The organism is Pseudomonas sp. MIACH (assembly GCF_001269925.1).
Lineage (GTDB): Bacteria > Pseudomonadota > Gammaproteobacteria > Pseudomonadales > Pseudomonadaceae > Aquipseudomonas.
On the sequence record NZ_LHVO01000015.1, the window covers coordinates 57,919 to 84,458 of the forward strand.

Below are 26,540 nucleotides of genomic sequence, written 5' to 3' on the forward strand. Positions count from 1 at the left end.
ATGGCAGGTCGAACGTCTGACCCCGTCCAACCTGCGTCATCGCCACATATGAATTTAGCTCAAGGGCATACGCGGGGCTGTGTTCAAGCCACCGGTACTGGAGAAAGAAAGCATGAGCAACTGGTTAGTAGACAAACTGATCCCTTCGATCATGCGTTCCGAGGTGAAGAAAAGCTCGGTTCCTGAAGGTCTGTGGCACAAGTGCCCATCCTGCGACGCGGTGTTGTACCGCCCCGAGCTGGAAAAGACCCTGGACGTTTGCCCCAAGTGCAACCACCACATGCGTATTGGCGCCCGCGCCCGCATCGACATCTTCCTTGACGCCGACGGCCGCAACGAGCTGGGCGCTGACCTGGAGCCGGTGGACCGCCTCAAGTTCCGCGACGGCAAGAAGTACAAGGACCGCCTGACCGCTGCACAAAAGCAGACCGGCGAGAAAGACGCGCTGATCTCGGTCAGCGGCAAGCTGCTCGGCATGCCGGTGGTGGTCTCGGCGTTCGAGTTCTCCTTCATGGGTGGTTCCATGGGTGCCATCGTCGGCGAGCGCTTCGTGCGCGCCGCCAACTACGCCCTGGAAAACCGTTGCCCGATGATCTGCTTCGCCGCCTCCGGTGGTGCGCGCATGCAGGAAGCCCTGATCTCCCTGATGCAAATGGCCAAGACCTCTGCGGTATTGGCGCGTCTGCGCGAAGAGGGCATCCCGTTCATCTCCGTACTGACCGACCCGGTCTACGGCGGCGTTTCCGCCAGTTTGGCAATGCTGGGTGATGTGATCGTCGGCGAACCAAAGGCCCTGATCGGCTTTGCCGGCCCGCGCGTGATCGAGCAGACCGTGCGCGAAAAGCTGCCGGAAGGCTTCCAGCGCAGCGAGTTCCTGCTGGAACACGGCGCAATCGACCTGATCATCCCGCGCGGCGAGCTGCGCCCACGCCTGGGCAGCCTGCTGGCACAAATGATGGGCCTGCCGACACCGGTTTACGTCGCGCCTAAAGTCGAGCCAATCGTTGTGCCGCCGGTGCCTGCGAACCTATGACCCAACGTACCCTGGGCGAATGGCTCGCCTACCTTGAGCAGTTGCATCCGTCCGCCATCGACATGGGCCTGGAGCGCTCGCAACAGGTAGCGGCCCGCCTTGGGTTGGGCCGGCCCGCACCGCGCGTGATCACGGTGACCGGCACCAACGGCAAAGGCTCTACCTGCGCCTTTGTTGCCGCGCTGCTGCAAGCCCAAGGGCTGAAAGTCGGCGTGTACAGCTCGCCGCATCTGCTGCGTTACAACGAGCGGGTGCAACTCAATGGCGTCGAAGCCACTGATGAGCAGCTCTGCGAAGCCTTCGCCGCACTCGATGCCGGGCGGGGCGAGATTTCCCTGACTTACTTCGAAATGGGCACCCTGGCGGCGTTCTGGCTGTTCGAGCGTGCGCAACTGGATGTGGTCGTATTGGAAGTGGGCCTGGGTGGGCGCCTGGACACGGTCAACGTGGTCGATGCGGATCTGGCGCTGGTCACCAGTATTGGCGTGGATCATGTTGATTACCTGGGTGATACCCGCGAGTCCGTGGCCTATGAAAAGGCCGGGATCTTCCGCCAGGGCAAGCCTGCGCTGTGCGGTGACCTGGATCCGCCACAGCCCTTGCTGGACAAGGTGCGTGAGCTGGACTGCGGGTTTTTCCTGCGTGGCCGCGAATTCAATCTTGAGATCGGTGATCAGCACTGGCAGTGGCGCGGTCGGGATGCGCGTGGGCTGGCTGTAGAGCTGCGCGATCTGCCCTTGCTGAATCTGCCGATGGAAAACGCCGCGCTCGCGCTGCAAGCCTATCTGTTGCTGGACTTGCCTTGGCATGCTGAGCAGATTGCGGCGACTTTGCTCGCGACCCGAGTGGTGGGGCGTCTGGATCGTCGTGCGTTCGACTGGCACGGCAAGCGCCTGAACCTGTTGCTGGACGTGGGGCATAACCCCCATGCGGCGCAATACCTGGTACAACGCCTGACGCGCACACCGCCGGTGGGGCGTCGTCTCGCTGTATTCGGTTTGCTCGCCGACAAGGACCTGGAGGGTGTGGTTGCACCGCTGCTGGGCAGCGTCCAGGCTTGGGCGGTCGCGCCGCTGGATACGCCCCGTAGCCGTCCGGCCCATGAGCTTGAGATCGCGTTACAGAACCTTGGTGCGCCCGTGACGTCGTATGCAAGCGTGACTGCTGCCCTGGAAGCCCAGTGTGCGGTGGCGACGGCCGAGGACGAGATTCTGTTGTTCGGATCATTTTATTGTGTTGCCGAGGCGCTTGAGTGGTTGGCCCGGCGCTCCACGGAGGAAGCTGCACATGGCATTACTGGATAGCGCATACAAGCAGCGAATGGTTGGAGCCCTGGTGCTGGTGGCATTGGCGGTGATTTTCCTGCCGATGCTGTTTTCCCGCCAGGACGAGCAGCGTCAGGTGGTCGTCGAGGCTCCGGCTACGCCCCAGGCGCCGGCGGTGCCGCAGGTGCAGGTCGAGCCGGTGGTGGTGCCTGAGCCGCAGGCGTTGCCGGAAGAAGAGCCGGTGCCGACCGATGATGAGGTGGCCGCGCAGCAGGCGCCGTCGATGCCGGTGCAGCCAAGCGTGCCGGTGGTCAAACCGACACCTGCTCCGGCGGTCGCCGCCAAGCCAGCGACGCCTGCGCCTGCGCCCAAGCCTGTAGCGCCACAGCCTGCCGCGCCGGGCAAGCCGGACGTGGGGCAGAGCCGTATTGATCCGAATGGCTTGCCGATCAGTTGGTCGATCCAGGTGGCCAGCCTGGGCAATCGCGAAGGCGCCGACGCTTTGCAGAAGAAGCTGCGTGCCCAGGGTTACAACGCCTACATCCGTAGCGCCGACGGCAAGAACCGCGTGTTTATCGGGCCGCTGATCGAGCGCGCCGAGGCGGATCGGCTGCGGGATTTGCTGGACCGTCAGCAAAACCTGAAGGGCTTCGTGACCCGCTTCCAGCCTGAGCGCGGCTGAGTCCGTGGAATGCAATCCAATGTGGGAGGGGGCAAGCCCTTCCCACATTGGTTTTGCAGTGGGGTTGAAATCGGGCTGGCTCGCCACAAACTATTGATTTGCAAAGCAGCCGCAATCACAGCTTACCGACAGCCCGACGCTCTGCTAAAATGCGCCGCCTTATCCGTCCGTAGGCTCAAACGTGCCATTTACCTGGGTTGACTGGGCGATCGTTGCAATCGTCGCCATCTCCGCTTTGATCAGTCTAAGCCGCGGCTTCGTAAAAGAAGCACTGTCGTTGCTGACCTGGATCATCGCAGGAGTCGTAGCCTGGATGTTCGGCGGTTCATTGTCGGTCTATCTGGCCGGATACATCGAGACACCTTCGGCTCGCGTCATCGCGGGCTGCGCCATCATGTTCATCGCCACGCTGCTGGTGGGGGCAATGGTCAATTATCTTATTGGCGAGTTGATACGTGTTACCGGCCTCTCCGGGACCGATCGATTTCTCGGCATGGCCTTCGGCGCTGCGCGTGGCGCGTTGCTGGTGGTCGTGGCGGTCGGGCTGTTGAGCCTGGGGCCGGTACAGCAGGATTCGTGGTGGCAGGAGTCGGTACTCGTGCCAAAATTTCTATTGGTTGCAGATTGGTCCAAGAACCTCATATTGGGGTGGAGCAGTCAGTGGCTGGCCAGCGGAATCAGCGTACCCGCTGATCTTCCGTTCAAGGAACACCTCTTGCCGGCCAAAACGCCGCAGTAAGCTGTGTTCAGTCAAGATTCATTAAGTAGGGGTTGCGTCGCATGTGTGGCATCGTCGGTATCGTCGGTAAGTCGAACGTCAATCAGGCGCTGTATGACGCGCTAACCGTCCTCCAGCACCGCGGCCAGGACGCTGCCGGTATTGTGACCAGCCACGACGGCCGGTTATTCCTGCGCAAGGATAATGGCCTTGTACGTGACGTGTTCCATCAGCGTCACATGCAGCGCCTCGTCGGGCACATGGGCATTGGCCATGTGCGTTACCCGACTGCTGGTAGCTCGACTTCGGCCGAAGCTCAACCGTTCTACGTCAACTCGCCTTACGGCATTACCCTGGCGCATAACGGTAACCTGACCAACGTTGAGCAACTGGCCAAGGAGATTTACGAATCTGACCTGCGCCACGTCAACACCAGCTCCGACTCGGAAGTGCTGCTCAACGTGTTCGCCCACGAGCTGGCCCAGCGCGGCAAGCTGCAGCCGACCGAAGAAGACGTGTTTGCCGCCGTGATCGACGTGCACAATCGTTGCGTCGGCGGTTACGCCGTCGTTGCGATGATCACCGGCTATGGCATCGTCGGCTTCCGTGACCCGCACGGTATTCGTCCAATCGTGTTCGGCCAGCGTCACACCGACGAAGGCGTCGAGTACATGATCGCGTCCGAAAGCGTGTCCCTGGACGTGTTGGGCTTCACCCTGATCCGCGACCTCGCCCCGGGCGAAGCGGTGTACATCACCGAAGACGGCAAGCTGCACACCCGTCAGTGCGCCGTAGCGCCGAAACTCACCCCGTGCATCTTCGAACACGTCTACCTGGCGCGTCCGGATTCGATCATCGATGGCGTTTCGGTGTACAAGGCGCGCCTGCGCATGGGCGAGAAGCTGGCCGACAAGATCCTGCGCGAGCGTCCCGAGCACGACATCGACGTGGTGATCCCGATCCCGGACACCAGCCGCACTGCTGCGCTGGAGTTGGCCAACCACTTGGGCGTCAAGTTCCGCGAAGGCTTCGTGAAAAACCGTTACATCGGTCGTACCTTCATCATGCCGGGCCAGGCTGCGCGTAAGAAGTCGGTGCGTCAGAAGCTCAACGCCATCGAGCTGGAATTCCGCGGCAAGAACGTGATGCTGGTGGACGATTCCATCGTGCGCGGTACCACCTGCAAGCAAATCATCCAGATGGCCCGTGAAGCCGGTGCGAAGAACGTGTACTTCTGTTCCGCAGCGCCTGCCGTGCGTTACCCGAACGTGTACGGTATCGACATGCCGAGCGCCCACGAACTGATCGCACACAACCGCACCACCCAGGACGTGGCCGATCTGATCGGCGCCGATTGGCTGATCTACCAGGACCTGCCGGACCTGATCGAAGCGGTCGGCGGTGGCAAGATCAAGATCGAGCAGTTCGACTGCGCCGTGTTCGACGGCAAGTACGTGACCGGTGACGTCGACGAGGCCTACCTGAACAAGATCGAGCAGGCGCGTAACGACTCGTCGAAGATCAAGACCCAGGCGGTCAGCGCGATCATCGATCTGTACAACAACTGAGTAGACACCGGCCCTGAGGGGCCGGTTTTGTATCTTAAATAAAGAATTGAGTAAGGAGTCGCAGCATGAGTCAGGAATGGGATGCCGGTCGGTTGGACAGCGACCTCGATGGCGTAGCTTTCGATACCCTGGCTGTGCGCGCCGGCCAGCACCGTACCCCGGAAGGTGAGCACGGTGACCCGATGTTCTTTACCTCCAGCTACGTGTTCCGCACGGCGGCCGACGCTGCTGCGCGCTTTGCTGGCGAAGTGCCGGGTAACGTTTATTCCCGCTACACCAACCCGACTGTACGCGCGTTTGAAGAGCGTATTGCGGCGCTGGAAGGTGCAGAGCAGGCGGTGGCAACGGCCACCGGCATGGCGGCGATCCTGGCGGTGGTGATGAGCCTGTGCAGTGCCGGCGACCACGTGCTGGTGTCGCGCAGCGTGTTTGGTTCGACCATCAGCCTGTTCGAGAAGTATTTCAAGCGCTTCGGTGTTGAAGTGGACTACGTGCCCCTGGCGGATTTGTCCGGCTGGGATGCGGCGATCAAGTCCAATACCAGGTTGCTGTTTGTCGAGTCGCCGTCCAATCCGCTGGCCGAACTGGTGGATATCGCCGCATTGTCCGAAGTGGCTCACGCTAAAGGCGCGATGCTGGTGGTCGATAACTGTTTCTGCACGCCTGCCTTGCAGCAGCCGCTGAAGCTGGGCGCGGACATTGTGGTGCACTCGGCCACCAAGTTCATCGACGGCCAGGGTCGTTGCATGGGCGGTGTGGTTGCCGGTCGCAGCGAGCAGATGAAGGAAGTGGTGGGCTTCTTGCGCACCGCCGGCCCGACCCTGAGCCCGTTCAACGCCTGGATCTTCCTCAAGGGCCTGGAAACCCTCAGCCTGCGGATGAAGGCCCATTGTGCCAACGCCCAGGCACTGGCTGAGTGGCTGGAGCAGCAGGACGGTATCGAGAAGGTGCATTACGCCGGCCTCAAGAGCCATCCACAACACGAACTGGCCCAGCGTCAGCAGCGGGGTTTCGGCGCTGTGGTGAGTTTCGAAGTGAAGGGCGGCAAAGAGGGCGCGTGGCGCTTTATCGATGCGACCCGCCTGATCTCCATCACTGCCAACCTGGGTGACAGCAAGACCACCATTACCCATCCGAGCACCACGTCCCACGGACGCCTGGCGCCGCAGGAACGTGAAGCCGCCGGCATCCGAGACAGCCTGATCCGTATCGCGGTAGGCCTGGAAGACGTCGCTGATCTGCAGGCTGACCTGGCTCGCGGGCTGGCTGCCTTGTGATCGAGTGGTCCATGGAGGCCGCAACGGCCAGTAATGGGCGCGTCGCTCTGGTGACGGGCGCGGCGCGGGGCATTGGCCTCGGGATTGCCGCGTGGCTGATCAGCGAAGGCTGGCAGGTGGTCTTGACCGATCTGGATCGCGAGCGTGGCTCCAAGGTGTCCAAGGTGCTGGGCGAGAATGCCTGGTTTATCACCATGGATGTGGCTGACGAGAAACAGGTGGCCCAAGGGGTCGCCGAAGTCCTGGGGCAATTCGGTCGTTTGGACGCGTTGGTCTGTAACGCTGCGGTGGCCGACCCGCACAATATCACCCTGGAAAGCCTTGACCTGGCTTACTGGAACCGCGTGCTGGCCGTTAACCTCAGTGGGCCGATGTTGCTGGCCAAGCACTGTGCACCTTACCTGCGGGCCCACGGCGGGGCGATCGTCAACCTGGCGTCGACCCGGGCTCGTCAGTCGGAACCGGATACCGAAGCCTATGCGGCGAGCAAAGGTGGGTTGTTGGCGCTGACTCACGCCTTGGCGATGAGCCTCGGGCCGGAAGTGCGGGTGAATGCGGTCAGCCCTGGCTGGATTGATGCCCGTGATCCAGCTGCGCGGCGTGCCGAACCTTTGACTGATGCCGATCATGCCCAGCATCCGGCGGGCAGGGTGGGTACGGTAGAGGACGTGGCGGCGATGGTGGCATGGTTGCTGTCGCGCCAGGCCGGCTTTGTCACCGGGCAAGAGTTTGTGGTGGACGGTGGCATGAGCAAGAAGATGATTTACAGCGAGTAGGGCAGGTAGCCGTCTTGAAGCTATTTTGTCTTTTTCAGAAAAACTTCAAGCAGGCTATTGACTTAGGTCCGCTACCTGCGTAAATTTCGCGGCCTCAACGAAGCAAAGGGTGATTAGCTCAGCTGGGAGAGCATCTGCCTTACAAGCAGAGGGTCGGCGGTTCGATCCCGTCATCACCCACCACTTCTTGAGAGTTTTGCCTTCGGGTAAGACGCAACGTTAAAGGTTGCACCGACGCGCAGCGGTAGTTCAGTCGGTTAGAATACCGGCCTGTCACGCCGGGGGTCGCGGGTTCGAGTCCCGTCCGCTGCGCCATATTTTCCAGGTTCGATTCGTCGGGCTTGAGATTGAACAGCCAAGCTGATCGATCAGATGTTAAAAGACGGTTGAGGCGGTTTGCTCGGCCGGTCAAGCGATACGCAGCGGTAGTTCAGTCGGTTAGAATACCGGCCTGTCACGCCGGGGGTCGCGGGTTCGAGTCCCGTCCGCTGCGCCATATCTGCCTCAAGGCCCACTGAACGCCTTGAAGCACAAAGAAAGCCACTGGCTGCTTTGATCCGATAGCAAAGACCCTGGTCGAAAGACCGGGGTTTTTTGTGTCTGCGATTTGGCTATTTTTTGCGAGAGCCGGCGAACCGGCTCCCATTGATTTGTCAGAAGCCCAGCTTATCCCGCAGCCCGTAATACCAAGCCCCCAGTGCCGCAAACGGTGTGCGCAACAGTTGCCCGCCTGGGAATGGGTAGTGCGGCAGGTCGGCAAACGCATCGAAGCGCTCTGCCTGGCCTCTCAGCGCTTCCGCCAGGACCTTGCCCGCCAAGTGGGTGTACGTCACGCCATGGCCGCTGCAGCCCTGTGAGTAGTAGATGTTGTCACCCAGGCGCCCGACCTGCGGCAAGCGTGACAGGGTCAGCAGGAAGTTGCCGGTCCAGGCGTAGTCGATCTTCACATCCTTGAGTTGCGGGAAGGCCTTGAGCATCTTCGGGCGGATGATTGCTTCGATGTTCGCCGGGTCGCGCGCGCCATACACCACGCCGCCGCCGAAGATCAGGCGCTTGTCGCTGGTGAGGCGATAGTAGTCGAGCAGGTAGTTGCAGTCCTCTACGCAGTAATCCTGCGGCAGGAGGGTCTTGGCCAGCTCATCCCCGAGTGGCGCCGTCGTGATCACCTGGGTGCCACAGGGCATCGACTTGGCCGCCAACTCCGGCACCAGGTTGCCCAGGTAGGCATTGCCCGCGACGATGATGAACTTGGCCCTGACCTTACCTTCGGCCGTATGTACCACCGGATTGGCACCCCGCTCGATGCGCACCGCCGCCGATTGTTCGTAGATCGTACCGCCCAGGGACTCCACGGCTGCCGCTTCACCCAGCGCCAGGTTGAGTGGATGGATGTGGCCGCCACTCATGTCCAGCAGTCCGCCGACATAGTTGTCACAGGCCACTACCTCGCGAATGCGGCGCTCGTCCAGCAACTCCAGCTGTGTATGGCCGTAGCGTTCCCACAAGCGCTTCTGCGACTCCAGATGGCCCATGTGCTTGCTGTTGAGTGCCGCGAACACGCCGCCGTCCTTCAGGTCGCACTGGATCTGGTATTTGGCCACCCGCTCGCGAATGATCCTGCCACCCTCGAACGCCATCTGCCCCAGCAACTGCGCCTGCTGGGGGCCGACGCTGCGCTCGATCACATCAATGTCACGGCTGTAGCTGTTGACGATCTGTCCACCATTGCGGCCCGACGCGCCAAAACCCACCTTGGCAGCTTCCAGCACCGTCACGCGAAAACCGTTCTCCAGCAGAAACAGCGCGCTGGACAGGCCGGTATAGCCGGCGCCAATCACGCACACATCGGTTTCGACGTCCCCTTGCAACATTGGGCGCGGCGGAACGGCATTGGCGGAAGCGGCGTAATACGACTGGGGGTAGGGGGTGTTCGCCATCCTGGAACCTCTGTTTTATATTTTTTACGAGTGCTCCGATCCTACCTGAGTTGAAAATTGCCTGCCAGCCACCCGAAAAAGCGCGGCGCACCGGCCACAAATAAAAAATTCGCATATTCATAGGCTTAGCTGCAAAAAAGATGTTGACACCCCTTCGGAATTCCGTAGAATGCCGCCTCACAGCAGGCACGTAGCTCAGTTGGTTAGAGCACCACCTTGACATGGTGGGGGTCGTTGGTTCGAGTCCAATCGCGCCTACCAAACAAAATCCGCTCTGCTGGGCGGTCTAGAAGGGCTCACCGAAAGGTGGGCCCTTTTTTGTTGTTCGCAATTTACGGCTATCAAAAAATCAACACGCCCCTAAAGTAATCGACGCCCAGGCCGATGCAGTCGCAAATCTTCAACTCTCGGACATTTGGCATGCTTATCAACATCAGCACTACCTCTTCCGTAGTAAGTACTCCCAGCCTTGTCAGCTCGACTGATACCACGGCCACGGCCAGTACGAACAGCGCAGGCGGCATGACCGTCAACATGAAAGCTGACTCCAATAGCGCGGCAGGCGTGGGTGGCGGTAGCCAAGCCTCATCGATCTCGAAGGAGTCCGATACCGTCAAGGCGTTGAAGAAGCAGATCGAGCAGTTGCAAAAGCAGCTTCAAGCGCAGCAGCAGGCCTTGCAGGAAGTCCAGTCCCGCGACCAGAGTGCAGAGGCTAAAGCCGCGGCAGTAGCAGCGGCGCAAACACAGATCGCGGGCACTGCGGCAGCCTTGCAAACGGTGACTTCCGCGCTGTTGCAGGCGGTAACGGATGAGGGCAACAGCACCTCCGGATCGATGGTCAATACCACCGCCTGATAGCCGCAAAAGTGTGTTGAACGGCAGCCGTCAGCGTCGATTCAACACACTTTCTCCCGCTCCTACCGGCAACCGGTACACATCCACCAGCGCCAACACCCCCAGCAACGCCACCCCGATGAACGCCACGCGAAAATCCGCGACCTGCGCCTGAATCTCATGCCCTTGTACGCTCATGGATGCCCGCAGCAGCAGCGCCGCGACCGTCACACCCATCCCCATGGCCATTTGGAATGACAGGCTGAACAGCGCCGACGCCTCGCTCATGCGTGCCTTGGGTACGTCCGCAAAGCCGATCGAGTTGTAGCAAGTGAACTGCATCGAGCGTGAAAGGCCGCCCACGAACAGCACGCTGGCGATCAGTGCAAATGGCGTCTGCGCGGTGAAAAACGCGCAGGCTGCAATCGACATCACCCCCATCACCCCATTGACCAATAACACCTTGCGAAAGCCGTAGCGCTGCATGATGGCTGTGGTAAAGGGCTTCATCGCCAGGTTGCCGGCGAATACCGCCAGTACCAGCAGGCCGGCATCCACTGGTGACAAGCCGAACGCTACTTGAAATAGCAGTGGCAGCAAGAAAGGCAGTGCGCTGATGGCCAGGCGGAAGAGCGACCCGCCGTAGACGCTTACGCGAAAGGTCGTGATGGACAGGGTGTCGAGCGGCAGTAATGGCTCACTGTAGCCCTTGCAATGATGCACGGCCCATACCGTCAGCAGGAGTCCCGCCGCAACCAGCATGCCGCCAGGAATGAGCATTTCGCCTGACTGGCTGCCCAGCCATTCCAGCCCGCCCAGCAGCGCTACGCAGGCGCCTGCCAGCAAGACAAACCCCTTTGCATCGAACCTGCGCACGTTCGTCTCGCGGCCTTCCGGCACCAGCCATAGGGCGGCGATCAAGGCCAGGGCGCCGAGTGGCAGATTCACGTAGAAGATCCATGGCCACGACGCATGGGTCACGATCAAGCCGCCGGCCAATGGCCCGAGGATAGGCGCCACCAGGCCGGGCCAAGTGATCACCGCGATCATCTTCACCAAGTCTTTCTTGTCGGTGTTGCGCAGCACCGCCAGGCGCCCGACGGGCACCATCAGTGCGCCGCCGATGCCTTGCAGGACACGGGCAACTACGAACATCTCGAGACTCTGGCTAAGCCCGCAGAGCAGTGAGGCGAGGGTGAAGACGATGATCGCGCCGGCAAATACGCGGCGTGCGCCAAAGCGGTCGGCGATCCAGCTGGACAGGGGGATGAAGATCGCTACGGCGAGGATGTACGCGGTGATGCCGATGTTCATGTCAACCGGCGTCACCCCGAAGGCGGTCGCCATGGTCGGTAGTGCCGTGGCGATAACGGTGGCGTCAAGGTTTTCCATGAAGAAGGTGACGGCGACCACCAGGGCAATCAGGCGGGTTTGCAGGCTGAGGCTGGTTTGCGCGGCTGAATCTGGAGTGGGTGAGGTCACCGATGCAGCCCCTTCCGATGCCGATGATGACGTGTCGTCAGTGCGCGAACCGATCGGCGCGCCGGTTTCAGTCCGGTGCGGGAGCGTGCGCTGAGGGTTTTTTCGGTTTTCACTGAATGTCCGTATCCACAACAGTGATGGGGAGCCTGGTCAATCGGCGACGCTACGATGCGCGAATCCTGCGCAGCCTGTCTACACCTTGTTACCTGCGCCGCCTTCAATTGCCCACAAGATTTATTGGTTTGCAGCAACAATTTTTCTTGTTGGACACCTCCCGCTTCCACACAGCAAAGTTGCCGCCACTGACGCTCGCCCTGACGGGTCAACAATAAAAAACCGAGCCGACTGCACGCCACTTCCTGCTGTGAACCCTTTGTTCACATCCTGCTGTAATGGCGCCGCAGCGCGCACTTAAGGACCTTTCCGCCATGCAAACTGTTGTGAACTTATGGCCGTTAATCGGCGTACTTCTGATCGTGGTTGGCTTTGTTTTGCGCTTCAATCCGTTATTGGTGGTTACCGCCGCCGCTATCGCCACAGGGTTTGCCGCCCATTTCCCGCTGGAAAAAATCCTCGCCACCATGGGCAATGGTTTCCTGCAGACCCGCGCCCTGCAATTGATCCTGTTGTTGCCCCTGGCGGTCATCGGCCTGCTGGAACGTCACGGCTTGCGCCTGCATGCGCAGAACTGGATTGCGCGGTTTGAGCGCGCTACGGTCGGGCGCCTGTTGATTATCTATCTGTTTGTGCGTGAAACCACGGCTGCCATGGGCTTGACCAGCCTCGGCGGGCACCCACAGATGGTACGCCCGCTGCTGGCACCGATGGCCGAAGGCGCGGCGGAAAAACGCTACGGCAAACTGCCGGATAAACTACGTCACAAGGTGTTGGCCATGTGTGCCGCCACCGACAATGTCGGCCTGTTTTTTGGTGAAGACATCTTCGTCGCCTTCGGTGCGATCGCGTTGATGCACACCTTCCTGCTGGGGTCGGGAATCGACGTAGAGCCGCTGCACATTGCGATGTGGGGCATTCCCACGGCTATTTGCGCGTTCATCATTCACGCGATCCGACTTCATCGCTTTGACCGAAGGCTGACCCGCGAGATGACGTCCGTCGCCACCCCAGTGGAGGTCGCGCAATGATCATCTCGATTCAATACCTGTACTGGCTCGCCGGGGTTCTGCTGCTGATTACCGCGGGCATGATCCTGTTGGATCGAACCCACCCCAAGCGTTGGTCCAGCGCACTGTTCTGGCTGCTGTTCGCCATTCCATTCCTGGTGGGGGAGCGCCTGCCATCGGTGGTGGTCGGTGTGGGGGTAGTGGTGATGGCGCTGATCGCAGGTTTGGGCGGCGTTGGTCGTGGCACCCATGCGCAGTTGCATGACAAGGCTTCGCGTGCCAGTGCCGGTCGCCTCGGTCACAAGCTGTTTATCCCGGCGCTGGCCATTCCCCTGACCACGGTGATCGGTTCGGTCTTGCTCAAGCACACCGAGATTGGCGGCGTACCGTTGCTGGATCCGAAAAACACCACCTTCGTGTCCCTCGGCATCGGCTGTTTGATCGCTCTCGGCCTGGCCTGCTGGCTGACCCGCGATACGCCAGTGCAAGCCTTGCGCGAATCCCGGCGCCTGACCGAAGCCTTGGGTTGGGCCATGGTGTTGCCGCAGATGCTGGCGATGCTTGGGTTGTTGTTCAATGAGGCCGGGGTCGGCACGGCGGTCGCGCACGTCACTACCACTTACATCAACCTGGATTTCAAGCTGGTGGCGGTGATGGTCTATGTGTTGGGCATGGCGCTGTTTACGGTGATCATGGGCAACGGTTTCGCGGCGTTCCCGGTGATGACCGGCGGCGTGGGTGTGCCGGTGCTGGTGGGTATCTACGGCGGCAATCCGGCGGTGATGGCGGCGATTGGCATGTTCTCCGGCTACTGCGGAACGCTGATGACGCCGATGGCTGCCAACTTTAATATCGTGCCGGCGGCGTTGCTGGAGTTGCCAGACAAAAACGCGGTGATCAAGGCCCAGATGCCGACGGCCTTGATGATGCTGGTGGTCAATATTGTCCTGCTTTACTGGTTGATGTGAGGTCCAGATGCGAACCGTACTGCTGACGGGGTTCGAGCCCTTTGATCAAGACGTGGTGAATCCTTCCTGGGAGGCGGTGCGCCAACTGGATGGCGTGCAGCTCGACGATGATGTGCAGATTGTTGCGCGCCGACTGCCTTGTGCATTTGCCACGGCAGGTGAGTGCCTGGTCCAACTGATCAGTGAATTGCGCCCGGCGATGGTCATCGCCACTGGATTGGCACCTGGGCGTAGCGAAATATCCATCGAGCGAGTGGCGATCAACATCAATGACGCGCGCATTCCCGACAACCTCGGCGCACAGCCTATTGACACGGCGGTAGTGGTCGGCGGCCCTGCGGCATACTTCTCAACGCTGCCGATCAAGGCGATGGCCAAGGCGGTTCGGGAGGAGGGGATTGCGGTGTCGGTGTCGCAGACGGCGGGTACATTTGTTTGCAACCAGGTGTTCTACCGTTTGCAGCACGAACTCTCGGGCTCGGGTGTACGCAGTGGCTTTATCCACGTGTCGCGTGAGCTTGGAGCGGGCCTGGTCGATGGGCTGCGCATCGCGGTGTCGACGGCATGGCACACCCCGGTGGACGTGGTGGAAGTGGGCGGACAGGTGAGTTGACGCCTCAGTGTTGTTGCAGGCGCCGTGAGCGTTTACAAGCAACCAGGTGATCCGTAGATTGCATCGCGCCGATTATTCGTTTCAGCTCACGAGGAAACCCCGCAGTGTCCATCCGAGGTTCAGCCGTATTTGCCCGCCCTTACCGCGCCTTCCTGTTCGATATGGACGGGACCCTGCTCAATTCAATTGCTGCCGCCGAGCGGGTGTGGAGCACTTGGGCTGAACGCCACGGGCTGGATGTGGCGAGGTTTCTGACCACCATCCATGGTGCGCGGGCGATCGACACCATCACGCGCCAGGCATTGCCCGGTGTTGATCCGCAGGTTGAGGCGCGGTGGATCACCGAGGCTGAAATCAAGGATGTGGACGGTGTCGTCGCGATTGCCGGTGCCGTCGAGTTTCTCAGCCGTTTGCCCGGTGATCAGTGGGCGCTGGTCACCTCTGCACCCAGGGAGCTGGCGTTGCGTCGGCTGCAAGCGGCAGGTATTACACCGCCAGCGGTGCTGGTCACGGCTGAAGACGTGGCCATCGGCAAGCCGAACCCCGCCTGTTATGTGCTCGGTGCGCAGCGTCTGGGGGTGTCGGTGCAGGACTGCCTGGTGTTTGAGGATGCCACGGTGGGGATTCGTGCGGGGGAGGCGGCTGGGGCGGATGTGATGGTTGTGACGTCGACGCACCTCAAACCCATGGTGACGGAGCATCCTTCGATTGATGGGTATGAACAGCTAAAGGTACAACGCAGCGCTGATGGCTTGTTGTGCTTGGAGCGAGCGGCGGGCTGATACAGAAAGCCAGGCCCGTTACTGGCCTTGGCTTGCGTCGCTGGCGGCTGGTTCAGGCGATGCCTGCATTCGATCACTGCGCATGCCTTGGCGGGACAGCACCATCTCTCTGAGAATCTCGTTGGCGAGCCGGGCAATTGCTTCGGCTCCGCGATAATGCGCGCGCACGATTCCGGTGATTGCGAAGTGGTCGGTTTCCGGACCGCTGAGTACGGCCGAGAGCGTGCCGTCGGCGTGCAGCGTGCAGGTGACCGCGTAGCTGGGCAGGCGGGCTGCCAATTCAGATTCGATTTGAGTTTTAGTGAGGGTGTCCATCTGTTTCTGCGCCTTTACTGGCTGTGCAAACACACTCAAGAATAGGTCTTGCTACGACGCTGTAAACACCGGTGATCTGATAGTGAATCAGGGGGGCGTCAGCGTGCGGTTTTGCGAAGGGTTCGCTGGCACAACTTGTGCTGCACGGCCATCTGGATGGGCTTGAGGCAGAACATGAACAAGTAGCCACACAGCAGCAGTACCAGGTCCAGCCGCGAACGGGGGGCCTCAGCGCCTTCTATTTCAAGCTTCAGGCCATATTCCAAACCGACGAAGACCAGCCCTATCAGCAGGGCAATCATCCAGGATGTGGAGAAAAATGGCCGCGCAGTGCCAGGCATCATCGACGTGCTCCCAGGTGCACACGGATGGCGGGATGTCAGTCAGGGGATTTGGTTGCAGAGGGTGTAATAAGTTCCAGGCGTGAAGATAGTTTCATCTTGACGAATAGATGAGTGTGCCGAAAAAACAGTTCGCGCAACTAAAGACAAAAGCAGTCCGAGGAAGTTTTCGCCAGCCGTAACAGTGAACGAAAGGGCTGGCTACTGAGGGTGCTTCAAGGCGTCTGGTTTTTGTCCGGAGCGGTCAGGCCGGCCTGGATGCGCTGGTAAATTTCCTCGCGATGCACGGCAACATCCTTGGGTGCGTTGATGCCGATTCTTACTTGCTGGCCGCTGACGCCCAGGATGGTGATCGTAATGTCATCACCGATGTTTATGCTTTCACCGACTTTGCGGGTGAGTATAAGCATGGACTTCTCCTTGATTACTTTTAAGGACACATGTTTCAGACAGGGCAGGTGTCGTATGTGTGTAGCTTACTGCTAAGCGCTTCCCTGTGACTGCCTCTTTTAGGACGCATAGAGGCGACATTAATTCCCATGGCGGCATCATACAGGTCTGGGATACATCATTCGCATTGTTTAAGCCAACGTTTATGACGGCCAGAATAGACAGTGAATGATAAAGTCGCCTCTTTATCCTTTGAAGGAGCAGGGCAGTGCGTAAAGTAGCGATGGCAATTGCGGTGTTGGCGTTGGCCGGTTGCGGTGAAGGCAAGCGTGTCGATGCCCCCAAGGCCAAGCCTGCCGTGACCGAAAACCAGCCACAAACCGGCGCGATTGCCGCCCAGGAGTGGGATCTGCGCGTAGGCCCACCGGACCACAAGTTGCAGGCAATCACGGACCTGACCGCCTGGTTGCTCGAGCACGGGTTCAGTTTTTATATCGTGAAGGTCGACGGCAAGGACGAAGTGCTGCTGGGGCCGTTTGCAACCAGGGCAGAGGCCGAGGCCAAGCAGACACTGCTCAACGAAAAGATGGCACGGGCGAAGAAAAGCGACACGGTGTCCGAGATCATCGAGCACACGTCCGCGCAGTAACGGGCTGATTGGGCGGCCGTGCCGCCCATCTTCAACTGCAGGCTTTCAGGTTTACCGGGCCGACAAATTCATTGCCAAGGCCCATCACGCACGCCACCGTCTGGTTACGTTGGCGCTCCCAGGCTTGTACCGGATAGGTCTTGTTCCAGGCTTCGTACAACTGGCGATCCTGTTTTGACAGGCGCAAGCCGTACTGCTTGCTCATGTAGAAATAAGTGCGTGCGATCATCCCGCGAATAGACGGGCGTGGCATGACCTTCTTGGCCTTGAAGTCCACCTGGGTCAGGCATGAACCGTACTGCCCACTTTGCACCGGCAGCCAGCCAAAACTGAAGTTGCTTCGGTCGCCATTGACCTCGCCGATGCTCGGCACCAGGTTGTGCAAATCCGCTTCGGCACGCTTGAACACATCGTCATGCCGCGTGCAGTTCTTGCGTCCACCGTTCTGCCAGCATTGGCGCTGATGTCCGATCTGCCAGGCCGGAACAATGTGCTCCCACTCGATGCGTGCAGCACGATTGGCGTTTTTACGTGGGATGTAGCCACAGGCTTTGAGGTCAACGCGATTACCGGTGTATTTGCAGCCGCAATAGAACTCGGTGGATTGTGGCGCATAGAGCGTCCAGGCGACCTTCTTGGCTTCGCTGAAAGTTCGGGGTGCTTGGGCATGGGCAGAGACAGCGAACAGCAGGCAGCACACAGCAATAAAACGGGCACTCATCGACTCAATCTTCCTTCGGCACAACCCAGAAAATCTGCACGCCGTCGTCATCCCGATAGGCGAGGGTGACGTTGTCGTTCTCTGCGATTTCCTCCAGCAAGCGCTGCCATTCGTCCTCTGGTTCTTCCGGCAAGCGGAAGATCAAGGCTGCCTTGGCTTTCTGAGCGTTAGTGGAGTTGATGATTTTTTGCACACGAATGGCCAGGCGTTCGTAGGCATCGGGTGGGGTTGGCGCTGCGGAAGAGGACTTTGCCACGGAGTATTCCTTAATAGGCTGTACGTGCATACAGTATTTAACTGTAGGCAATTTCGCAACTGCTTAAATTTCAAGAAGTTCGTCTGACAGCGGTTTAAGTGGTTCGGTGTAAGGCGGGGAGGTGTTGGTTGCGGGATTTACAGATGAAGTAGAGGCGGGTAAACCCGCCCCTACAGAGATGTCAGCAGGAATCAATATTCCCAGAACATCCGTTGCAGCTCTTTGCTGTCCTGGGTCTTGGTCAGGGCGACCATTGCCAGAATCCGCGCTTTCTGCGGGTTCAGGTCGAGGGCGGCGACCCAGTCGTACTTGTCGTCTGGCTGTTCGGCATTACGCAGCACCATGCCCCCGGCATTTACGTGGGAAGAACGGATGATCTGCACACCTTGCTTGCGCAACTCCACCAGCGCGGGAACCACTTTGGACGACACCGAACCGTTGCCGGTGCCAGCGTGGATGATGGCTTTGGCGCCAGCCTGGGCCAGTGCCTTGTAGGCGGTGTCGCTTACGTTGCCGTAGCCGTAGGCGATTTCAACATCGGGCAAGCTCTTGATGTTCTTGATGTCGAATTCCGAGTCCATGGTGTGACGCTTGGCTGGCAGGCGGAACCAGTAGGACTTGCCTTCAACGACCATACCCAGAGGGCCCCACGGGCTCTTGAAGGCTTCGGTCTTGATATTGATCATCTTGCTGACGTCGCGACCCGATTGGATCTCGTCGTTCATGGTCACCAGTACGCCTTTGCCGCGCGCATCTTTGCTGCTGGCCACGGCTACGGCGTTGTACAGGTTGAGCATGCCGTCTGCCGACATGGCGGTGCCTGGACGCATGGAGCCGACTACAACGATGGGTTTGTCGGTTTTTTCCACCAGGTTCAGGAAGTAGGCGGTCTCTTCCAGGGTGTCGGTACCGTGGGTGATCACGATGCCATCCACGTCTTTGCTGTCTGCCAGTTCAGCGACGCGGCGTCCCAGCTGCAGCAGGTTTTCGTTGTTGATGCTTTCGGATGCAATTTGCATCACTTGCTCGCCACGCACATTCGCGATCTGACTAAGCTCAGGAACACCGGCGATCAATTGCTCGATGCCAACTTTAGCTGCCTGGTAGGTGGCGCTATTGGCTGCGCTGGCGCCCGCGCCAGCAATGGTGCCGCCGGTGGCGAGGATCACCACGTTGGACAGTTTGGTCTTGGATTCGACGTCCTTTGCCTGAGCGGCAACAGGGAACAGCAGCAGAAGGGCTAACGCGCCCGGAACAAAGTTCTTCAATGCAGATTTCATTATTTTTCTCTCTGGTTTTTGATGAGTGCTGTAGCAGGTTCATCTAGAGCGCCCGGGCGGTTCTGAACGCCGCGAGGTGCTGGGTAAGAGCAGGATTTGTACCAGGCTGATTGTGTGCGTTGATTTAAAATAACTTATTGATTTGTAAAGACTATTGTCATTGGCTTGGCGCGTCTGGTGATGTGCGCGTCCGGCTTTCCGAACAAGTGGCGAGATTGCGTTCGGTTGTCCGAAAATGATCACGAAAAATCCTGGCCTGTACGCTGACGCCTGTCGTTTCAGAGAACGAAACTGTCGGGGGGATGTTTAACAACGTGCTTCACAAGACGGGAGAGGGCAGGGGGTAGACGCCTCGCATGAAAGGCGATGCTCAACCGTTGACAAATCTCGACAAGGTTCTCATAGTTTGATTAACGCAAACGTTTGCGAGATGTTTCACGGAGCACTCCTTGAGTCTCCTGCCAGCTCGTATCAGTCGCCCGGGTGGGACGGCTGCCGAAGCAGTCTTCGGTGCAAGCGTTGCTCACAATAATCATAAGATCGGAGTGAACCCATGAAGCTGCCATTCGCTGGACGTCTTCTTGCTGTCGCTGTGCTTGCTGCCGCATCCGCCGCCTTACCCCTTTCCTCTGCATTCGCTGATGACACCGCCACCAAACCCAAGGTCGGCCTGGTGATGAAATCACTCGCGAATGAATTCTTCGTCACCATGCAGGACGGTGCCAAGGCGTACCAGAAAGACCACGCGGCTGATTTCGACATGATCACCAACGGGATCAAGAACGAAACCGATACCAGCGCGCAGATCGATATCGTCAACCAGATGATCCTCGCCAAGGTCAACGCCATCGTCATCGCGCCAGCAGACTCCAAGGCGCTGGTCACCGTACTGAAGAAAGCCTCGGATGCCGGCATCAAGGTCGTCAATATCGACAACCGCCTGGACCCGGACGTGCTGAAAAGCAAGAACCTTGATATCCCCTTCGTCGGTCCCGACAACCGTAAAGGCTCCAAACTGGTGGGTGACTACCTGGCCAAGCAACTGGCCGCGGGCGATAAAGTCGGCATCATCGAAGGCGTGCCAACCACCACCAACGCCCAACAGCGCACCGCAGGCTACAAGGATGCGATGGACGCTGCCGGCATGAAGATCGTTTCCACGCAATCGGGTAACTGGGAAATCGACCAGGGCCAGAAGGTGGCTTCCGCCATGCTGAGCGAATACCCCGATCTCAAGGCGCTGCTGGCGGGTAACGACAACATGGCGCTGGGCGCGGTCTCCGCCGTGCGTGCGGCCGGCAAGGCCGGCAAGGTGCTGGTCGTAGGCTACGACAATATTGCCGCCATCAAGCCGATGCTGCAGGACGGCCGCGTCCTGGCGACTGCCGACCAGGCTGCCGCGCAGCAAGCCGTGTTCGGTATCCAGAACGCGCTGAAGCTGGTCAAGGGTGAGAAAGTCGATGCCAAGGACGGCGTGATCGAAACCCCGGTCGAACTCGTCCTCAAGAAGTAATCCTGGCAGCACCCAACAGCGCCCGCTCGTCCTGAGCGGGCGCCTGGAGATTTTCCTATGTCATCTTCCGCCCCGAACGCTGTCCTCTCGGTCAGCGGTATCGGCAAGACCTATGCCCAGCCGGTTCTGTCCGACATCACCCTGACGCTCAATCGCGGTGAAGTGCTGGCGCTGACCGGTGAAAACGGCGCAGGCAAAAGCACCTTGTCGAAGATCATCGGCGGTCTGGTCACACCGACTACCGGGCACATGCAATTCAACGGTCAGGATTACCGGCCGGGCAGCCGTACCCAGGCTGAAGAGCTGGGGGTGCGCATGGTCATGCAGGAGCTTAACCTGCTGCCTACGTTGACCGTGGCTGAAAACCTGTTCCTGGATAACCTGCCCAGCCACTGTGGCTGGATCAGCCGCAAACAGTTGCGCAAAGCCGCGATCGAAGCCATGGCCCAAGTCGGCCTGGATGCGATCGACCCGGATACATTGGTTGGCAGCCTGGGTATCGGCCACCAGCAAATGGTCGAGATCGCCCGCAACCTGATTGGCGATTGCCACGTACTGATCCTCGACGAACCCACGGCCATGCTCACTGCCCGTGAAGTCGAGATGCTGTTTGAGCAAATCACTCGCCTGCAGGCCCGGGGCGTGGCGATCATTTACATTTCACACCGGCTCGAAGAGCTGGCCCGTGTCGCCCAGCGCATTGCGGTACTGCGCGACGGCAAGCTGGTGTGTGTCGAGCCGATGGCCAACTACAACAGCGAGCAACTCGTTACCTTGATGGTCGGTCGCGAGCTGGGCGAGCACATCGACCTGGGCCCGCGGACTATCGGCGGGCCTGCGCTCACGGTGAAAGGCCTGAGCCGCTCGGACAAGGTCCGCGACGTGTCTTTCGAAGTGCGCGCGGGCGAGATCTATGGCATCTCCGGTCTGATCGGCGCCGGCCGCACTGAGTTGTTGCGCCTGATCTTCGGCGCCGACCTGGCCGACAGCGGTACCGTGGCGCTGGGCTCTGCGGCCCAGGTGGTGAGCATTCGCTCGCCAGTGGATGCGGTGGGCCATGGCATTGCGCTGATCACCGAAGACCGCAAGGGCGAAGGCTTGCTGTTGAGCCAGTCCATCAGCGCCAACATCGCCCTGGGCAACATGCCGGAAATTTCCGGCGCCGGTGTGGTGAATACGCGAGATGAGGCAGCATTGGCCCAGCGCCAGATCGATGCCATGCGTATCCGCAGTTCCAGCCCGGCGCAATTGGTGTCGGAGCTGTCCGGCGGCAACCAGCAGAAAGTGGTGATTGGCCGCTGGCTGGAGCGCGACTGCTCGGTGATGCTGTTCGACGAGCCTACCCGCGGCATCGACGTCGGTGCCAAGTTCGACATTTATGCCTTGCTCGGCGAGTTGACCCGCCAGGGCAAGGCGCTGGTGGTGGTGTCCAGCGACCTGCGTGAACTCATGCTGATCTGCGACCGCATCGGTGTGCTGTCCGCCGGACGCTTGATCGAGACCTTCGAGCGCGACAGTTGGACACAAGACGAATTGCTTGCCGCCGCCTTTGCCGGTTATCAGAAACGTGATGCGCTGCTCAACGACGCAGTGCTTAGGGATACCCCATGAAAACAACAACTTCCCCCGGTAAGACTGGCGGCAACTTCTATGGCCTGGGTACCTACCTGGGGCTGGCGGGTGCGTTGCTGGCGATGATTGCGCTGTTCTCAGTGCTCAGTGATCACTTCCTGTCCTACGACACCTTCAGCACCCTGGCCAACCAGATCCCGGACCTGATGGTGCTGGCGGTGGGCATGACGTTCATCCTCATCATCGGTGGCATCGACCTGTCGGTGGGCTCGGTGCTGGCGTTGGCAGCGTCGGCTGTCAGTGTGGCGATTCTCGGCTGGGGCTGGAGTGTTTTACCGGCCGCCGTGCTCGGCATGGGCTGCGCCGCGTTGGCCGGCACCATCACCGGCTCTATCACCGTGGCCTGGCGTATTCCATCGTTTATCGTGTCCCTCGGCGTGTTGGAGATGGCCCGTGGCGTGGCTTACCAGATGACCGGCTCGCGCACCGCCTATATCGGTGACTCCTTTGCGTGGCTGTCCAACCCGGTTGCCTTCGGTATTTCGCCGTCGTTCATCATTGCTTTGCTGGTGATTATTGTCGCCCAACTGGTATTGACCCGTACCGTATTCGGTCGCTACCTGATTGGCATCGGCACTAACGAAGAAGCCGTGCGCCTGGCTGGGATCAATCCCAAACCGTACAAGATTCTGGTCTTCAGCCTCATGGGCCTGCTGGCCGGTGTGGCAGCGTTGTTCCAGATTTCGCGCCTGGAAGCGGCAGACCCGAATGCCGGTTCCGGCCTGGAACTGCAAGTGATCGCCGCAGTGGTGATCGGCGGTACCAGCCTGATGGGCGGGCGTGGTTCGGTGATCAGTACCTTCTTCGGTGTGTTGATTATTTCGGTGCTGGCCGCGGGCCTTGCGCAGATCGGTGCTACGGAGCCCACCAAGCGCATCATCACCGGCGCCGTGATCGTGATCGCTGTGGTGCTGGATACTTACCGCAGCCGTCGCGCCAGTCGGCGAGGTTGAACCATGGCGACGATCAAGGATGTAGCAGCGCTTGCAGGTATTTCCTACACCACCGTGTCCCATGTGGTGAACAAGACGCGCCCGGTGAGCGAGCCGGTACGGATCAAGGTCGAAGCGGCGATCAAGCAGCTCGACTACGTGCCCAGCGCCGTCGCGCGTTCGCTCAAGGCCAATACCACGGCCACTATTGGATTGCTCGTGCCCAATAGCCTCAACCCTTATTTTGCCGAGCTGGCCCGGGGTATCGAGGATTACTGTGAGCGTAACGGCTACTGCGTGATTCTCTGCAACTCCGACGACAACGCGGAAAAACAACGTAGCTACTTGCGCGTGTTGCTGGAGAAACGCATCGACGGTTTGATCGTGACCTCGGTAGGCGGTGATGACAGCGGCCTCGCAGCGGGTTTGAGCGCGGTGCGTACGCCCATGGTGATTGTCGACCGGGCGCTGGACGGCATTGATGTTGACCTGGTGCGTATCGATCACGAGCAGGGCGCCTACCTGGCGACCCGACACTTGCTTGATCTGGGCCATCGGGACATCGCTTGCATCGGCGGCCCGGCCCACACGCGCGTCGCGCAAATGCGTCTGGCGGGGTACCAGCGTGCGCTGCATGAGGCCGGTGTGGAAGTGCTGGCCAATCGCACCCGGGAAAGCGACTTCACCAGCACCGGCGGTTATGCTGCTGCCGTGCAATTGCTGGCGGAAAACCCGCCCAGCGCAATTTTTGCCAGCAACGACATGATCGGTTTCGGCGTGTTGCGCGCCGCGGCGGAGCGTAATATCCGCGTGCCTGGCGAACTGTCGGTGATCGGTTTTGATGACATACAAATGGGCCGCTACGTGTACCCGGCGCTGACCACGGTTGGCCAGTCGATCCTGCAACTGGGCGAGACGGCGGCCGAGCTTTTACTGCGACGAATTTCAACACCTCAACTGCCGATCGATCAACGCATCGTGACGCCGAGCATTGTATTGCGCGAGTCGACGGCGCCAGTCGCCAGCGCATTCGCCCAATACCGCTGAACCGAATTGATGAGTACTGATGTATGCCAGCAAAAGTAGTGGTAGTAGGCAGCTTGAACATGGACTTGGTCACCCGCGCCAGTCGGTTGCCCCGTGCCGGCGAGACCCTGATCGGCCAAACATTTTCCACGGTGCCTGGCGGCAAGGGGGCCAACCAGGCCGTGGCATCGGCGCGACTGGGGGCGGATGTGGCAATGATCGGCTGTGTCGGCACCGATGCCTATGGCACTGAGCTGCGTGGCGCCTTGCTGGTGGAAGGTATCGATTGCCAGGCGGTGAGCACTGTGGACGGCTCCAGTGGCGTCGCCTTGATTGTGGTGGACGACAGCAGCCAGAACGCGATCGTGATTGTCGCTGGCAGCAACGGTGAGCTGACGCCCGCCTCACTACGGGCATGTGATGCGGTGCTGCAGGCCGCCGATGTGATCATCTGCCAGCTTGAAGTGCCGATGGATACTGTCGGTTATACCCTCAAGCGCGGTCGTGAACTGGGCAAGACCGTGATCCTCAATCCAGCGCCGGCCAGCGGTCCGTTGCCCGCCGACTGGTACGCCGCGGTCGACTACCTGATTCCCAACGAAAGCGAAGCCACCGCACTGAGCGGCGTGACAGTCGACTCTCTCGACAGTGCCAAGGTCGCGGCGACACACCTGATCAAGGCGGGGGCCGGTAAAGTCATTATTACTCTGGGTGCCCAAGGTGCGTTGTTCGCCGATGGCCACGGTTTTGAGCACCTGGTGGCGCCCAAGGTCAAGGCGGTGGATACCACCGCTGCCGGCGATACCTTTGTCGGTGGTTTTGCCGCAGCACTGGCCAGTGGCAAAAGTGAAGCCGAGGCCATCCGTTTTGGCCAGGTCGCTGCAGCATTGTCAGTCACCCGTGCCGGTGCGCAACCCTCCATTCCTACGCTGCATGACGTTCAAGGTTTTGTGCCCTTATGAAAAAGACCCCGCTGCTCAATATCGCCTTGTCGCGGCTGATCGCATCCCTGGGCCATGGCGACATCCTGGTGATCGGCGACGCCGGTTTGCCAGTGCCGCCGGGGGTCGAGTTGATCGACCTGGCGCTGACCCAGGGCATTCCCGACTTCATCAGTACCTTGCGTATCGTGCTCAGTGAAATGCAGGTGGAAAGCCATGTGCTGGCGGAAGAAATCCTGCTCAAGCAGCCACCCGCGCTGGTTGAGTTGAATGCCTTGACTGAGCAGGCAGCCCTCGGCGAGCGACGACTGCTCAGCCATGAACAATTCAAGCAGTTAAGCCGCAATGCGCGCGCGGTTGTGCGCACTGGCGAGTGCCAGCCTTACTGCAATATCGCGCTGGTGTCTGGCGTAACCTTCTAGAGTTCCCCAACGACAAGGAGTGTTTTATGCAACGTGGTCTCCCAACCCTGAGAAATCTGTTTCGGAGTGTCCTGCTTTTGTCCGCGCTCACTGCTGCAAGCGCCCAGGCGGCGGAAAAAATCGACTTGATCATCGACACTGATCCAGGTGCCGACGATGTGGTGGCCTTGCTCTTCGCCATGGCTTCCCCGGACGAATTGAACATTCGTGCGCTGACCACCGTCGCCGGCAATGTGCGCCTGGACAAGACCTCGCGTAACGCGCGTCTGGCCCGCGAGTGGGCCGGGCGTGAAGAAATCCCGGTGTACGCCGGCGCACCCAAACCGCTGCTGCGCACACCGATCTACGCCGAGAACATCCATGGCAAAGAAGGTATTTCCGGCGTCACCGTCCATGAACCTAAAAAGGGCCTGGCTGAAGGCAACGCTGTTGATTACCTGATCAAGACCCTTCGGGCTGCCAAGCCTCACAGCATCACCATTGCGATGCTCGGCCCGCAGACCAACCTGGCGCTGGCATTGACTCAGGACCCGGAAATCACCCAAGGCATCAAGGAAGTGGTGGTGATGGGCGGCGCGCACTTCAACGGCGGCAATATCACCCCGGTTGCCGAGTTCAACTTGTTCGCCGATCCGATGGCGGCCGAGATTGTGCTCAAGAGCGGCGTCAAGCTGACTTACCTGCCGCTGGACGTGACTCATAAGGTCCTGACCAGCGAGGCGCGTTTGAAAAAGATCGCCGACATCAAGAACAATGCGAGCAAGGTCGTCGGCGATATTCTTAATGAATACGTCAAGGGCGACATGGAGCACTACGGCATTCCGGGCGGACCGGTACATGACGCGACCGTCATTGCCTACCTGCTCAAGCCATCGTTGTTCACGGGGCGTCAGGCCAATATGGTGGTGGACAGCCGCGAAGGTCCGACCTTTGGCCAGACTATCGTGGATTGGTACGACGGCCTGAAGCAGGAAAAGAATGTGTTCTGGGTTGAGAACGGCGACGCCCAGGGCTTCTTTGATCTGCTCACCGAGCGCCTGGCGCGCTTGAAGTAAAGCGCTTG

Annotated in this window: 28 protein-coding genes and 4 tRNA genes; 24 read left to right on the forward strand and 8 right to left on the reverse strand. The window is 59.9% G+C overall.

The genetic code is table 11. The features are described 5' to 3' along the window. Window positions 1-112 precede the first annotated feature (112 nt). The 10 genes from accD to AD670_RS05140 all read left to right on the forward strand — a co-directional run bounded on the left by accD (window position 113) and on the right by AD670_RS05140 (window position 7,815). Entirely contained in the window at window positions 113-1,033 is a 921-nt protein-coding gene (gene accD / locus AD670_RS05095) for an acetyl-CoA carboxylase, carboxyltransferase subunit beta (protein WP_027604076.1), read from the forward strand. Further along, window positions 1,030-2,337, forward strand: a complete 1,308-nt coding sequence (gene folC / locus AD670_RS05100; RefSeq protein WP_053128848.1) for a bifunctional tetrahydrofolate synthase/dihydrofolate synthase — start codon at window positions 1,030-1,032, stop codon at window positions 2,335-2,337. Before accD ends, folC begins: the two co-directional genes overlap by 4 nt. Further along, window positions 2,321-2,980 (forward strand): SPOR domain-containing protein, encoded by a 660-nt coding sequence (locus tag AD670_RS05105; protein WP_053128851.1) that lies wholly within the window; start codon window positions 2,321-2,323, stop codon window positions 2,978-2,980. Before folC ends, AD670_RS05105 begins: the two co-directional genes overlap by 17 nt. Window positions 2,981-3,161: 181 nt before the next feature. Then, complete coding sequence (locus AD670_RS05110) at window positions 3,162-3,719, forward strand: CvpA family protein (RefSeq protein ID WP_003192538.1); 558 nt, start codon at window positions 3,162-3,164, stop codon at window positions 3,717-3,719. Between the two features lie 41 nt (window positions 3,720-3,760). Next, the gene (gene purF / locus AD670_RS05115) at window positions 3,761-5,266 is read left to right on the forward strand and encodes an amidophosphoribosyltransferase (protein ID WP_027604079.1); all 1,506 of its coding nucleotides are present in this window, start codon (window positions 3,761-3,763) and stop codon (window positions 5,264-5,266) included. 65 nt (window positions 5,267-5,331) lie between these two features. Beyond that, window positions 5,332-6,543, forward strand: coding sequence for an O-succinylhomoserine sulfhydrylase (locus tag AD670_RS05120; protein WP_053128853.1), 1,212 nt, complete (start codon window positions 5,332-5,334; stop codon window positions 6,541-6,543). A gap of 11 nt (window positions 6,544-6,554) precedes the next feature. Further along, complete coding sequence (locus tag AD670_RS05125) at window positions 6,555-7,319, forward strand: SDR family oxidoreductase (RefSeq protein ID WP_053128854.1); 765 nt, start codon at window positions 6,555-6,557, stop codon at window positions 7,317-7,319. Between the two features lie 107 nt (window positions 7,320-7,426). After that, window positions 7,427-7,502, forward strand: a tRNA-Val gene (locus AD670_RS05130). Between the two features lie 55 nt (window positions 7,503-7,557). After that, window positions 7,558-7,634 (forward strand) — tRNA-Asp (locus tag AD670_RS05135). A gap of 104 nt (window positions 7,635-7,738) precedes the next feature. Next, window positions 7,739-7,815, forward strand: a tRNA-Asp gene (locus tag AD670_RS05140). A 157-nt stretch (window positions 7,816-7,972) separates the two neighbouring features. Here the strand turns inward: AD670_RS05140 and AD670_RS05145 are convergent. Continuing rightward, the gene (locus AD670_RS05145; protein WP_053128857.1) at window positions 7,973-9,256 is read right to left on the reverse strand and encodes an FAD-binding oxidoreductase; all 1,284 of its coding nucleotides are present in this window, start codon (window positions 9,254-9,256) and stop codon (window positions 7,973-7,975) included. Between the two features lie 184 nt (window positions 9,257-9,440). Here AD670_RS05145 and AD670_RS05150 point away from each other — a divergent pair. Together AD670_RS05150 and AD670_RS05155 are read left to right on the forward strand one after the other, a co-directional pair. After that, window positions 9,441-9,517, forward strand: a tRNA-Val gene (locus tag AD670_RS05150). Window positions 9,518-9,676: 159 nt separating this feature from the next. Next, window positions 9,677-10,111, forward strand: a complete 435-nt coding sequence (locus AD670_RS05155) for a hypothetical protein (RefSeq protein ID WP_053129127.1) — start codon at window positions 9,677-9,679, stop codon at window positions 10,109-10,111. Between the two features lie 30 nt (window positions 10,112-10,141). Here the strand turns inward: AD670_RS05155 and AD670_RS05160 are convergent, their stop codons facing one another. Beyond that, the gene (locus AD670_RS05160; RefSeq protein ID WP_053128858.1) at window positions 10,142-11,572 is read right to left on the reverse strand and encodes an MFS transporter; all 1,431 of its coding nucleotides are present in this window, start codon (window positions 11,570-11,572) and stop codon (window positions 10,142-10,144) included. A gap of 428 nt (window positions 11,573-12,000) precedes the next feature. On the opposite strand from AD670_RS05160, the gene AD670_RS05165 reads away from it, so the two are divergent. The 4 genes from AD670_RS05165 (at window position 12,001) to AD670_RS05180 (ending at window position 15,059) form a co-directional block, all read left to right on the forward strand. After that, window positions 12,001-12,717, forward strand: coding sequence for a DUF969 domain-containing protein (locus AD670_RS05165; RefSeq protein WP_053128861.1), 717 nt, complete (start codon window positions 12,001-12,003; stop codon window positions 12,715-12,717). After that, on the forward strand, window positions 12,714-13,664 hold the full coding sequence (locus tag AD670_RS05170; protein WP_053128863.1) for a DUF979 domain-containing protein: 951 nt from the start codon (window positions 12,714-12,716) through the stop codon (window positions 13,662-13,664). Before AD670_RS05165 ends, AD670_RS05170 begins: the two co-directional genes overlap by 4 nt. A 7-nt stretch (window positions 13,665-13,671) precedes the next feature. Beyond that, window positions 13,672-14,277 carry a pyroglutamyl-peptidase I gene (pcp, locus tag AD670_RS05175; RefSeq protein WP_053128865.1) on the forward strand — a complete coding sequence of 202 codons (606 nt, stop codon included), beginning with the start codon at window positions 13,672-13,674 and terminating at the stop codon, window positions 14,275-14,277. Between the two features lie 104 nt (window positions 14,278-14,381). Then, window positions 14,382-15,059 (forward strand): HAD-IA family hydrolase, encoded by a 678-nt coding sequence (locus tag AD670_RS05180; protein ID WP_053128868.1) that lies wholly within the window; start codon window positions 14,382-14,384, stop codon window positions 15,057-15,059. An 18-nt stretch (window positions 15,060-15,077) separates the two neighbouring features. Here AD670_RS05180 and AD670_RS05185 read toward each other — a convergent pair whose 3' ends face one another. From AD670_RS05185 to csrA, 3 genes are all read right to left on the reverse strand, one after another. After that, window positions 15,078-15,374, reverse strand: coding sequence for a hypothetical protein (locus AD670_RS05185; RefSeq protein WP_053128870.1), 297 nt, complete (start codon window positions 15,372-15,374; stop codon window positions 15,078-15,080). 98 nt (window positions 15,375-15,472) lie between these two features. Further along, window positions 15,473-15,718: a hypothetical protein gene (locus AD670_RS05190; RefSeq protein WP_053128872.1), complete on the reverse strand. Its 246-nt coding sequence runs from the start codon at window positions 15,716-15,718 to the stop codon at window positions 15,473-15,475. A gap of 212 nt (window positions 15,719-15,930) precedes the next feature. Beyond that, on the reverse strand, window positions 15,931-16,125 hold the full coding sequence (gene csrA / locus AD670_RS05195) for a carbon storage regulator CsrA (protein WP_003192511.1): 195 nt from the start codon (window positions 16,123-16,125) through the stop codon (window positions 15,931-15,933). Between the two features lie 263 nt (window positions 16,126-16,388). On the opposite strand from csrA, the gene AD670_RS05200 reads away from it, so the two are divergent. Next, window positions 16,389-16,754: a hypothetical protein gene (locus AD670_RS05200; protein ID WP_053128873.1), complete on the forward strand. Its 366-nt coding sequence runs from the start codon at window positions 16,389-16,391 to the stop codon at window positions 16,752-16,754. Window positions 16,755-16,785: 31 nt separating this feature from the next. On the opposite strand, the gene AD670_RS05205 is transcribed toward AD670_RS05200, so the two are convergent. From AD670_RS05205 to AD670_RS05215, 3 genes are all read right to left on the reverse strand, one after another. Then, complete coding sequence (locus tag AD670_RS05205) at window positions 16,786-17,475, reverse strand: endonuclease (RefSeq protein ID WP_053128874.1); 690 nt, start codon at window positions 17,473-17,475, stop codon at window positions 16,786-16,788. Between the two features lie 4 nt (window positions 17,476-17,479). Continuing rightward, window positions 17,480-17,731 carry a DUF1654 domain-containing protein gene (locus tag AD670_RS05210; RefSeq protein ID WP_172681445.1) on the reverse strand — a complete coding sequence of 84 codons (252 nt, stop codon included), beginning with the start codon at window positions 17,729-17,731 and terminating at the stop codon, window positions 17,480-17,482. Between the two features lie 191 nt (window positions 17,732-17,922). Continuing rightward, entirely contained in the window at window positions 17,923-19,011 is a 1,089-nt protein-coding gene (locus tag AD670_RS05215) for an asparaginase (protein ID WP_053128876.1), read from the reverse strand. Between the two features lie 553 nt (window positions 19,012-19,564). On the opposite strand from AD670_RS05215, the gene AD670_RS05220 reads away from it, so the two are divergent. The 7 genes from AD670_RS05220 to AD670_RS05250 are packed head-to-tail and all read left to right on the forward strand — an operon-like array spanning window position 19,565 to window position 26,532. After that, the gene (locus AD670_RS05220; RefSeq protein ID WP_053128877.1) at window positions 19,565-20,524 is read left to right on the forward strand and encodes a sugar ABC transporter substrate-binding protein; all 960 of its coding nucleotides are present in this window, start codon (window positions 19,565-19,567) and stop codon (window positions 20,522-20,524) included. Between the two features lie 57 nt (window positions 20,525-20,581). After that, the gene (locus tag AD670_RS05225) at window positions 20,582-22,135 is read left to right on the forward strand and encodes a sugar ABC transporter ATP-binding protein (protein WP_053128879.1); all 1,554 of its coding nucleotides are present in this window, start codon (window positions 20,582-20,584) and stop codon (window positions 22,133-22,135) included. After that, window positions 22,132-23,109 (forward strand): ABC transporter permease, encoded by a 978-nt coding sequence (locus tag AD670_RS05230; RefSeq protein WP_053128881.1) that lies wholly within the window; start codon window positions 22,132-22,134, stop codon window positions 23,107-23,109. The genes AD670_RS05225 and AD670_RS05230 overlap by 4 nt, the downstream gene beginning before the upstream one ends. Window positions 23,110-23,112: 3 nt before the next feature. Continuing rightward, complete coding sequence (locus AD670_RS05235; RefSeq protein WP_053128883.1) at window positions 23,113-24,135, forward strand: LacI family DNA-binding transcriptional regulator; 1,023 nt, start codon at window positions 23,113-23,115, stop codon at window positions 24,133-24,135. Window positions 24,136-24,158: 23 nt separating this feature from the next. Next, a complete protein-coding gene (rbsK, locus tag AD670_RS05240) occupies window positions 24,159-25,076 on the forward strand; it encodes a ribokinase (protein WP_053128886.1) in 918 nt (305 codons plus the stop codon). Further along, window positions 25,073-25,477: a D-ribose pyranase gene (gene rbsD / locus AD670_RS05245; RefSeq protein ID WP_053128887.1), complete on the forward strand. Its 405-nt coding sequence runs from the start codon at window positions 25,073-25,075 to the stop codon at window positions 25,475-25,477. The genes rbsK and rbsD overlap by 4 nt, the downstream gene beginning before the upstream one ends. 26 nt (window positions 25,478-25,503) lie before the next feature. Then, the gene (locus AD670_RS05250; protein WP_053128889.1) at window positions 25,504-26,532 is read left to right on the forward strand and encodes a nucleoside hydrolase; all 1,029 of its coding nucleotides are present in this window, start codon (window positions 25,504-25,506) and stop codon (window positions 26,530-26,532) included. Window positions 26,533-26,540 lie beyond the last annotated feature (8 nt).

Coding starts and splice junctions, on each gene's coding strand:
- accD (WP_027604076.1), top strand. CDS start 113: ATGAGCAACTGGTTAGTAGACAAACTGATCCCTTCGATCATGCGTTCC.
- folC (WP_053128848.1), top strand. CDS start 1,030: ATGACCCAACGTACCCTGGGCGAATGGCTCGCCTACCTTGAGCAGTTG.
- AD670_RS05105 (WP_053128851.1), top strand. CDS start 2,321: ATGGCATTACTGGATAGCGCATACAAGCAGCGAATGGTTGGAGCCCTG.
- purF (WP_027604079.1), top strand. CDS start 3,761: ATGTGTGGCATCGTCGGTATCGTCGGTAAGTCGAACGTCAATCAGGCG.
- AD670_RS05120 (WP_053128853.1), top strand. CDS start 5,332: ATGAGTCAGGAATGGGATGCCGGTCGGTTGGACAGCGACCTCGATGGC.
- AD670_RS05125 (WP_053128854.1), top strand. CDS start 6,555: ATGGAGGCCGCAACGGCCAGTAATGGGCGCGTCGCTCTGGTGACGGGC.
- AD670_RS05145 (WP_053128857.1), bottom strand. CDS start 9,256: ATGGCGAACACCCCCTACCCCCAGTCGTATTACGCCGCTTCCGCCAAT.
- AD670_RS05155 (WP_053129127.1), top strand. CDS start 9,677: ATGCTTATCAACATCAGCACTACCTCTTCCGTAGTAAGTACTCCCAGC.
- AD670_RS05165 (WP_053128861.1), top strand. CDS start 12,001: ATGCAAACTGTTGTGAACTTATGGCCGTTAATCGGCGTACTTCTGATC.
- AD670_RS05170 (WP_053128863.1), top strand. CDS start 12,714: ATGATCATCTCGATTCAATACCTGTACTGGCTCGCCGGGGTTCTGCTG.
- pcp (WP_053128865.1), top strand. CDS start 13,672: ATGCGAACCGTACTGCTGACGGGGTTCGAGCCCTTTGATCAAGACGTG.
- AD670_RS05185 (WP_053128870.1), bottom strand. CDS start 15,374: ATGGACACCCTCACTAAAACTCAAATCGAATCTGAATTGGCAGCCCGC.
- AD670_RS05190 (WP_053128872.1), bottom strand. CDS start 15,718: ATGATGCCTGGCACTGCGCGGCCATTTTTCTCCACATCCTGGATGATT.
- csrA (WP_003192511.1), bottom strand. CDS start 16,125: ATGCTTATACTCACCCGCAAAGTCGGTGAAAGCATAAACATCGGTGAT.
- AD670_RS05200 (WP_053128873.1), top strand. CDS start 16,389: ATGGCAATTGCGGTGTTGGCGTTGGCCGGTTGCGGTGAAGGCAAGCGT.
- AD670_RS05205 (WP_053128874.1), bottom strand. CDS start 17,475: ATGAGTGCCCGTTTTATTGCTGTGTGCTGCCTGCTGTTCGCTGTCTCT.
- AD670_RS05215 (WP_053128876.1), bottom strand. CDS start 19,011: ATGAAATCTGCATTGAAGAACTTTGTTCCGGGCGCGTTAGCCCTTCTG.
- AD670_RS05220 (WP_053128877.1), top strand. CDS start 19,565: ATGAAGCTGCCATTCGCTGGACGTCTTCTTGCTGTCGCTGTGCTTGCT.
- AD670_RS05225 (WP_053128879.1), top strand. CDS start 20,582: ATGTCATCTTCCGCCCCGAACGCTGTCCTCTCGGTCAGCGGTATCGGC.
- AD670_RS05230 (WP_053128881.1), top strand. CDS start 22,132: ATGAAAACAACAACTTCCCCCGGTAAGACTGGCGGCAACTTCTATGGC.
- AD670_RS05235 (WP_053128883.1), top strand. CDS start 23,113: ATGGCGACGATCAAGGATGTAGCAGCGCTTGCAGGTATTTCCTACACC.
- rbsK (WP_053128886.1), top strand. CDS start 24,159: ATGCCAGCAAAAGTAGTGGTAGTAGGCAGCTTGAACATGGACTTGGTC.
- rbsD (WP_053128887.1), top strand. CDS start 25,073: ATGAAAAAGACCCCGCTGCTCAATATCGCCTTGTCGCGGCTGATCGCA.
- AD670_RS05250 (WP_053128889.1), top strand. CDS start 25,504: ATGCAACGTGGTCTCCCAACCCTGAGAAATCTGTTTCGGAGTGTCCTG.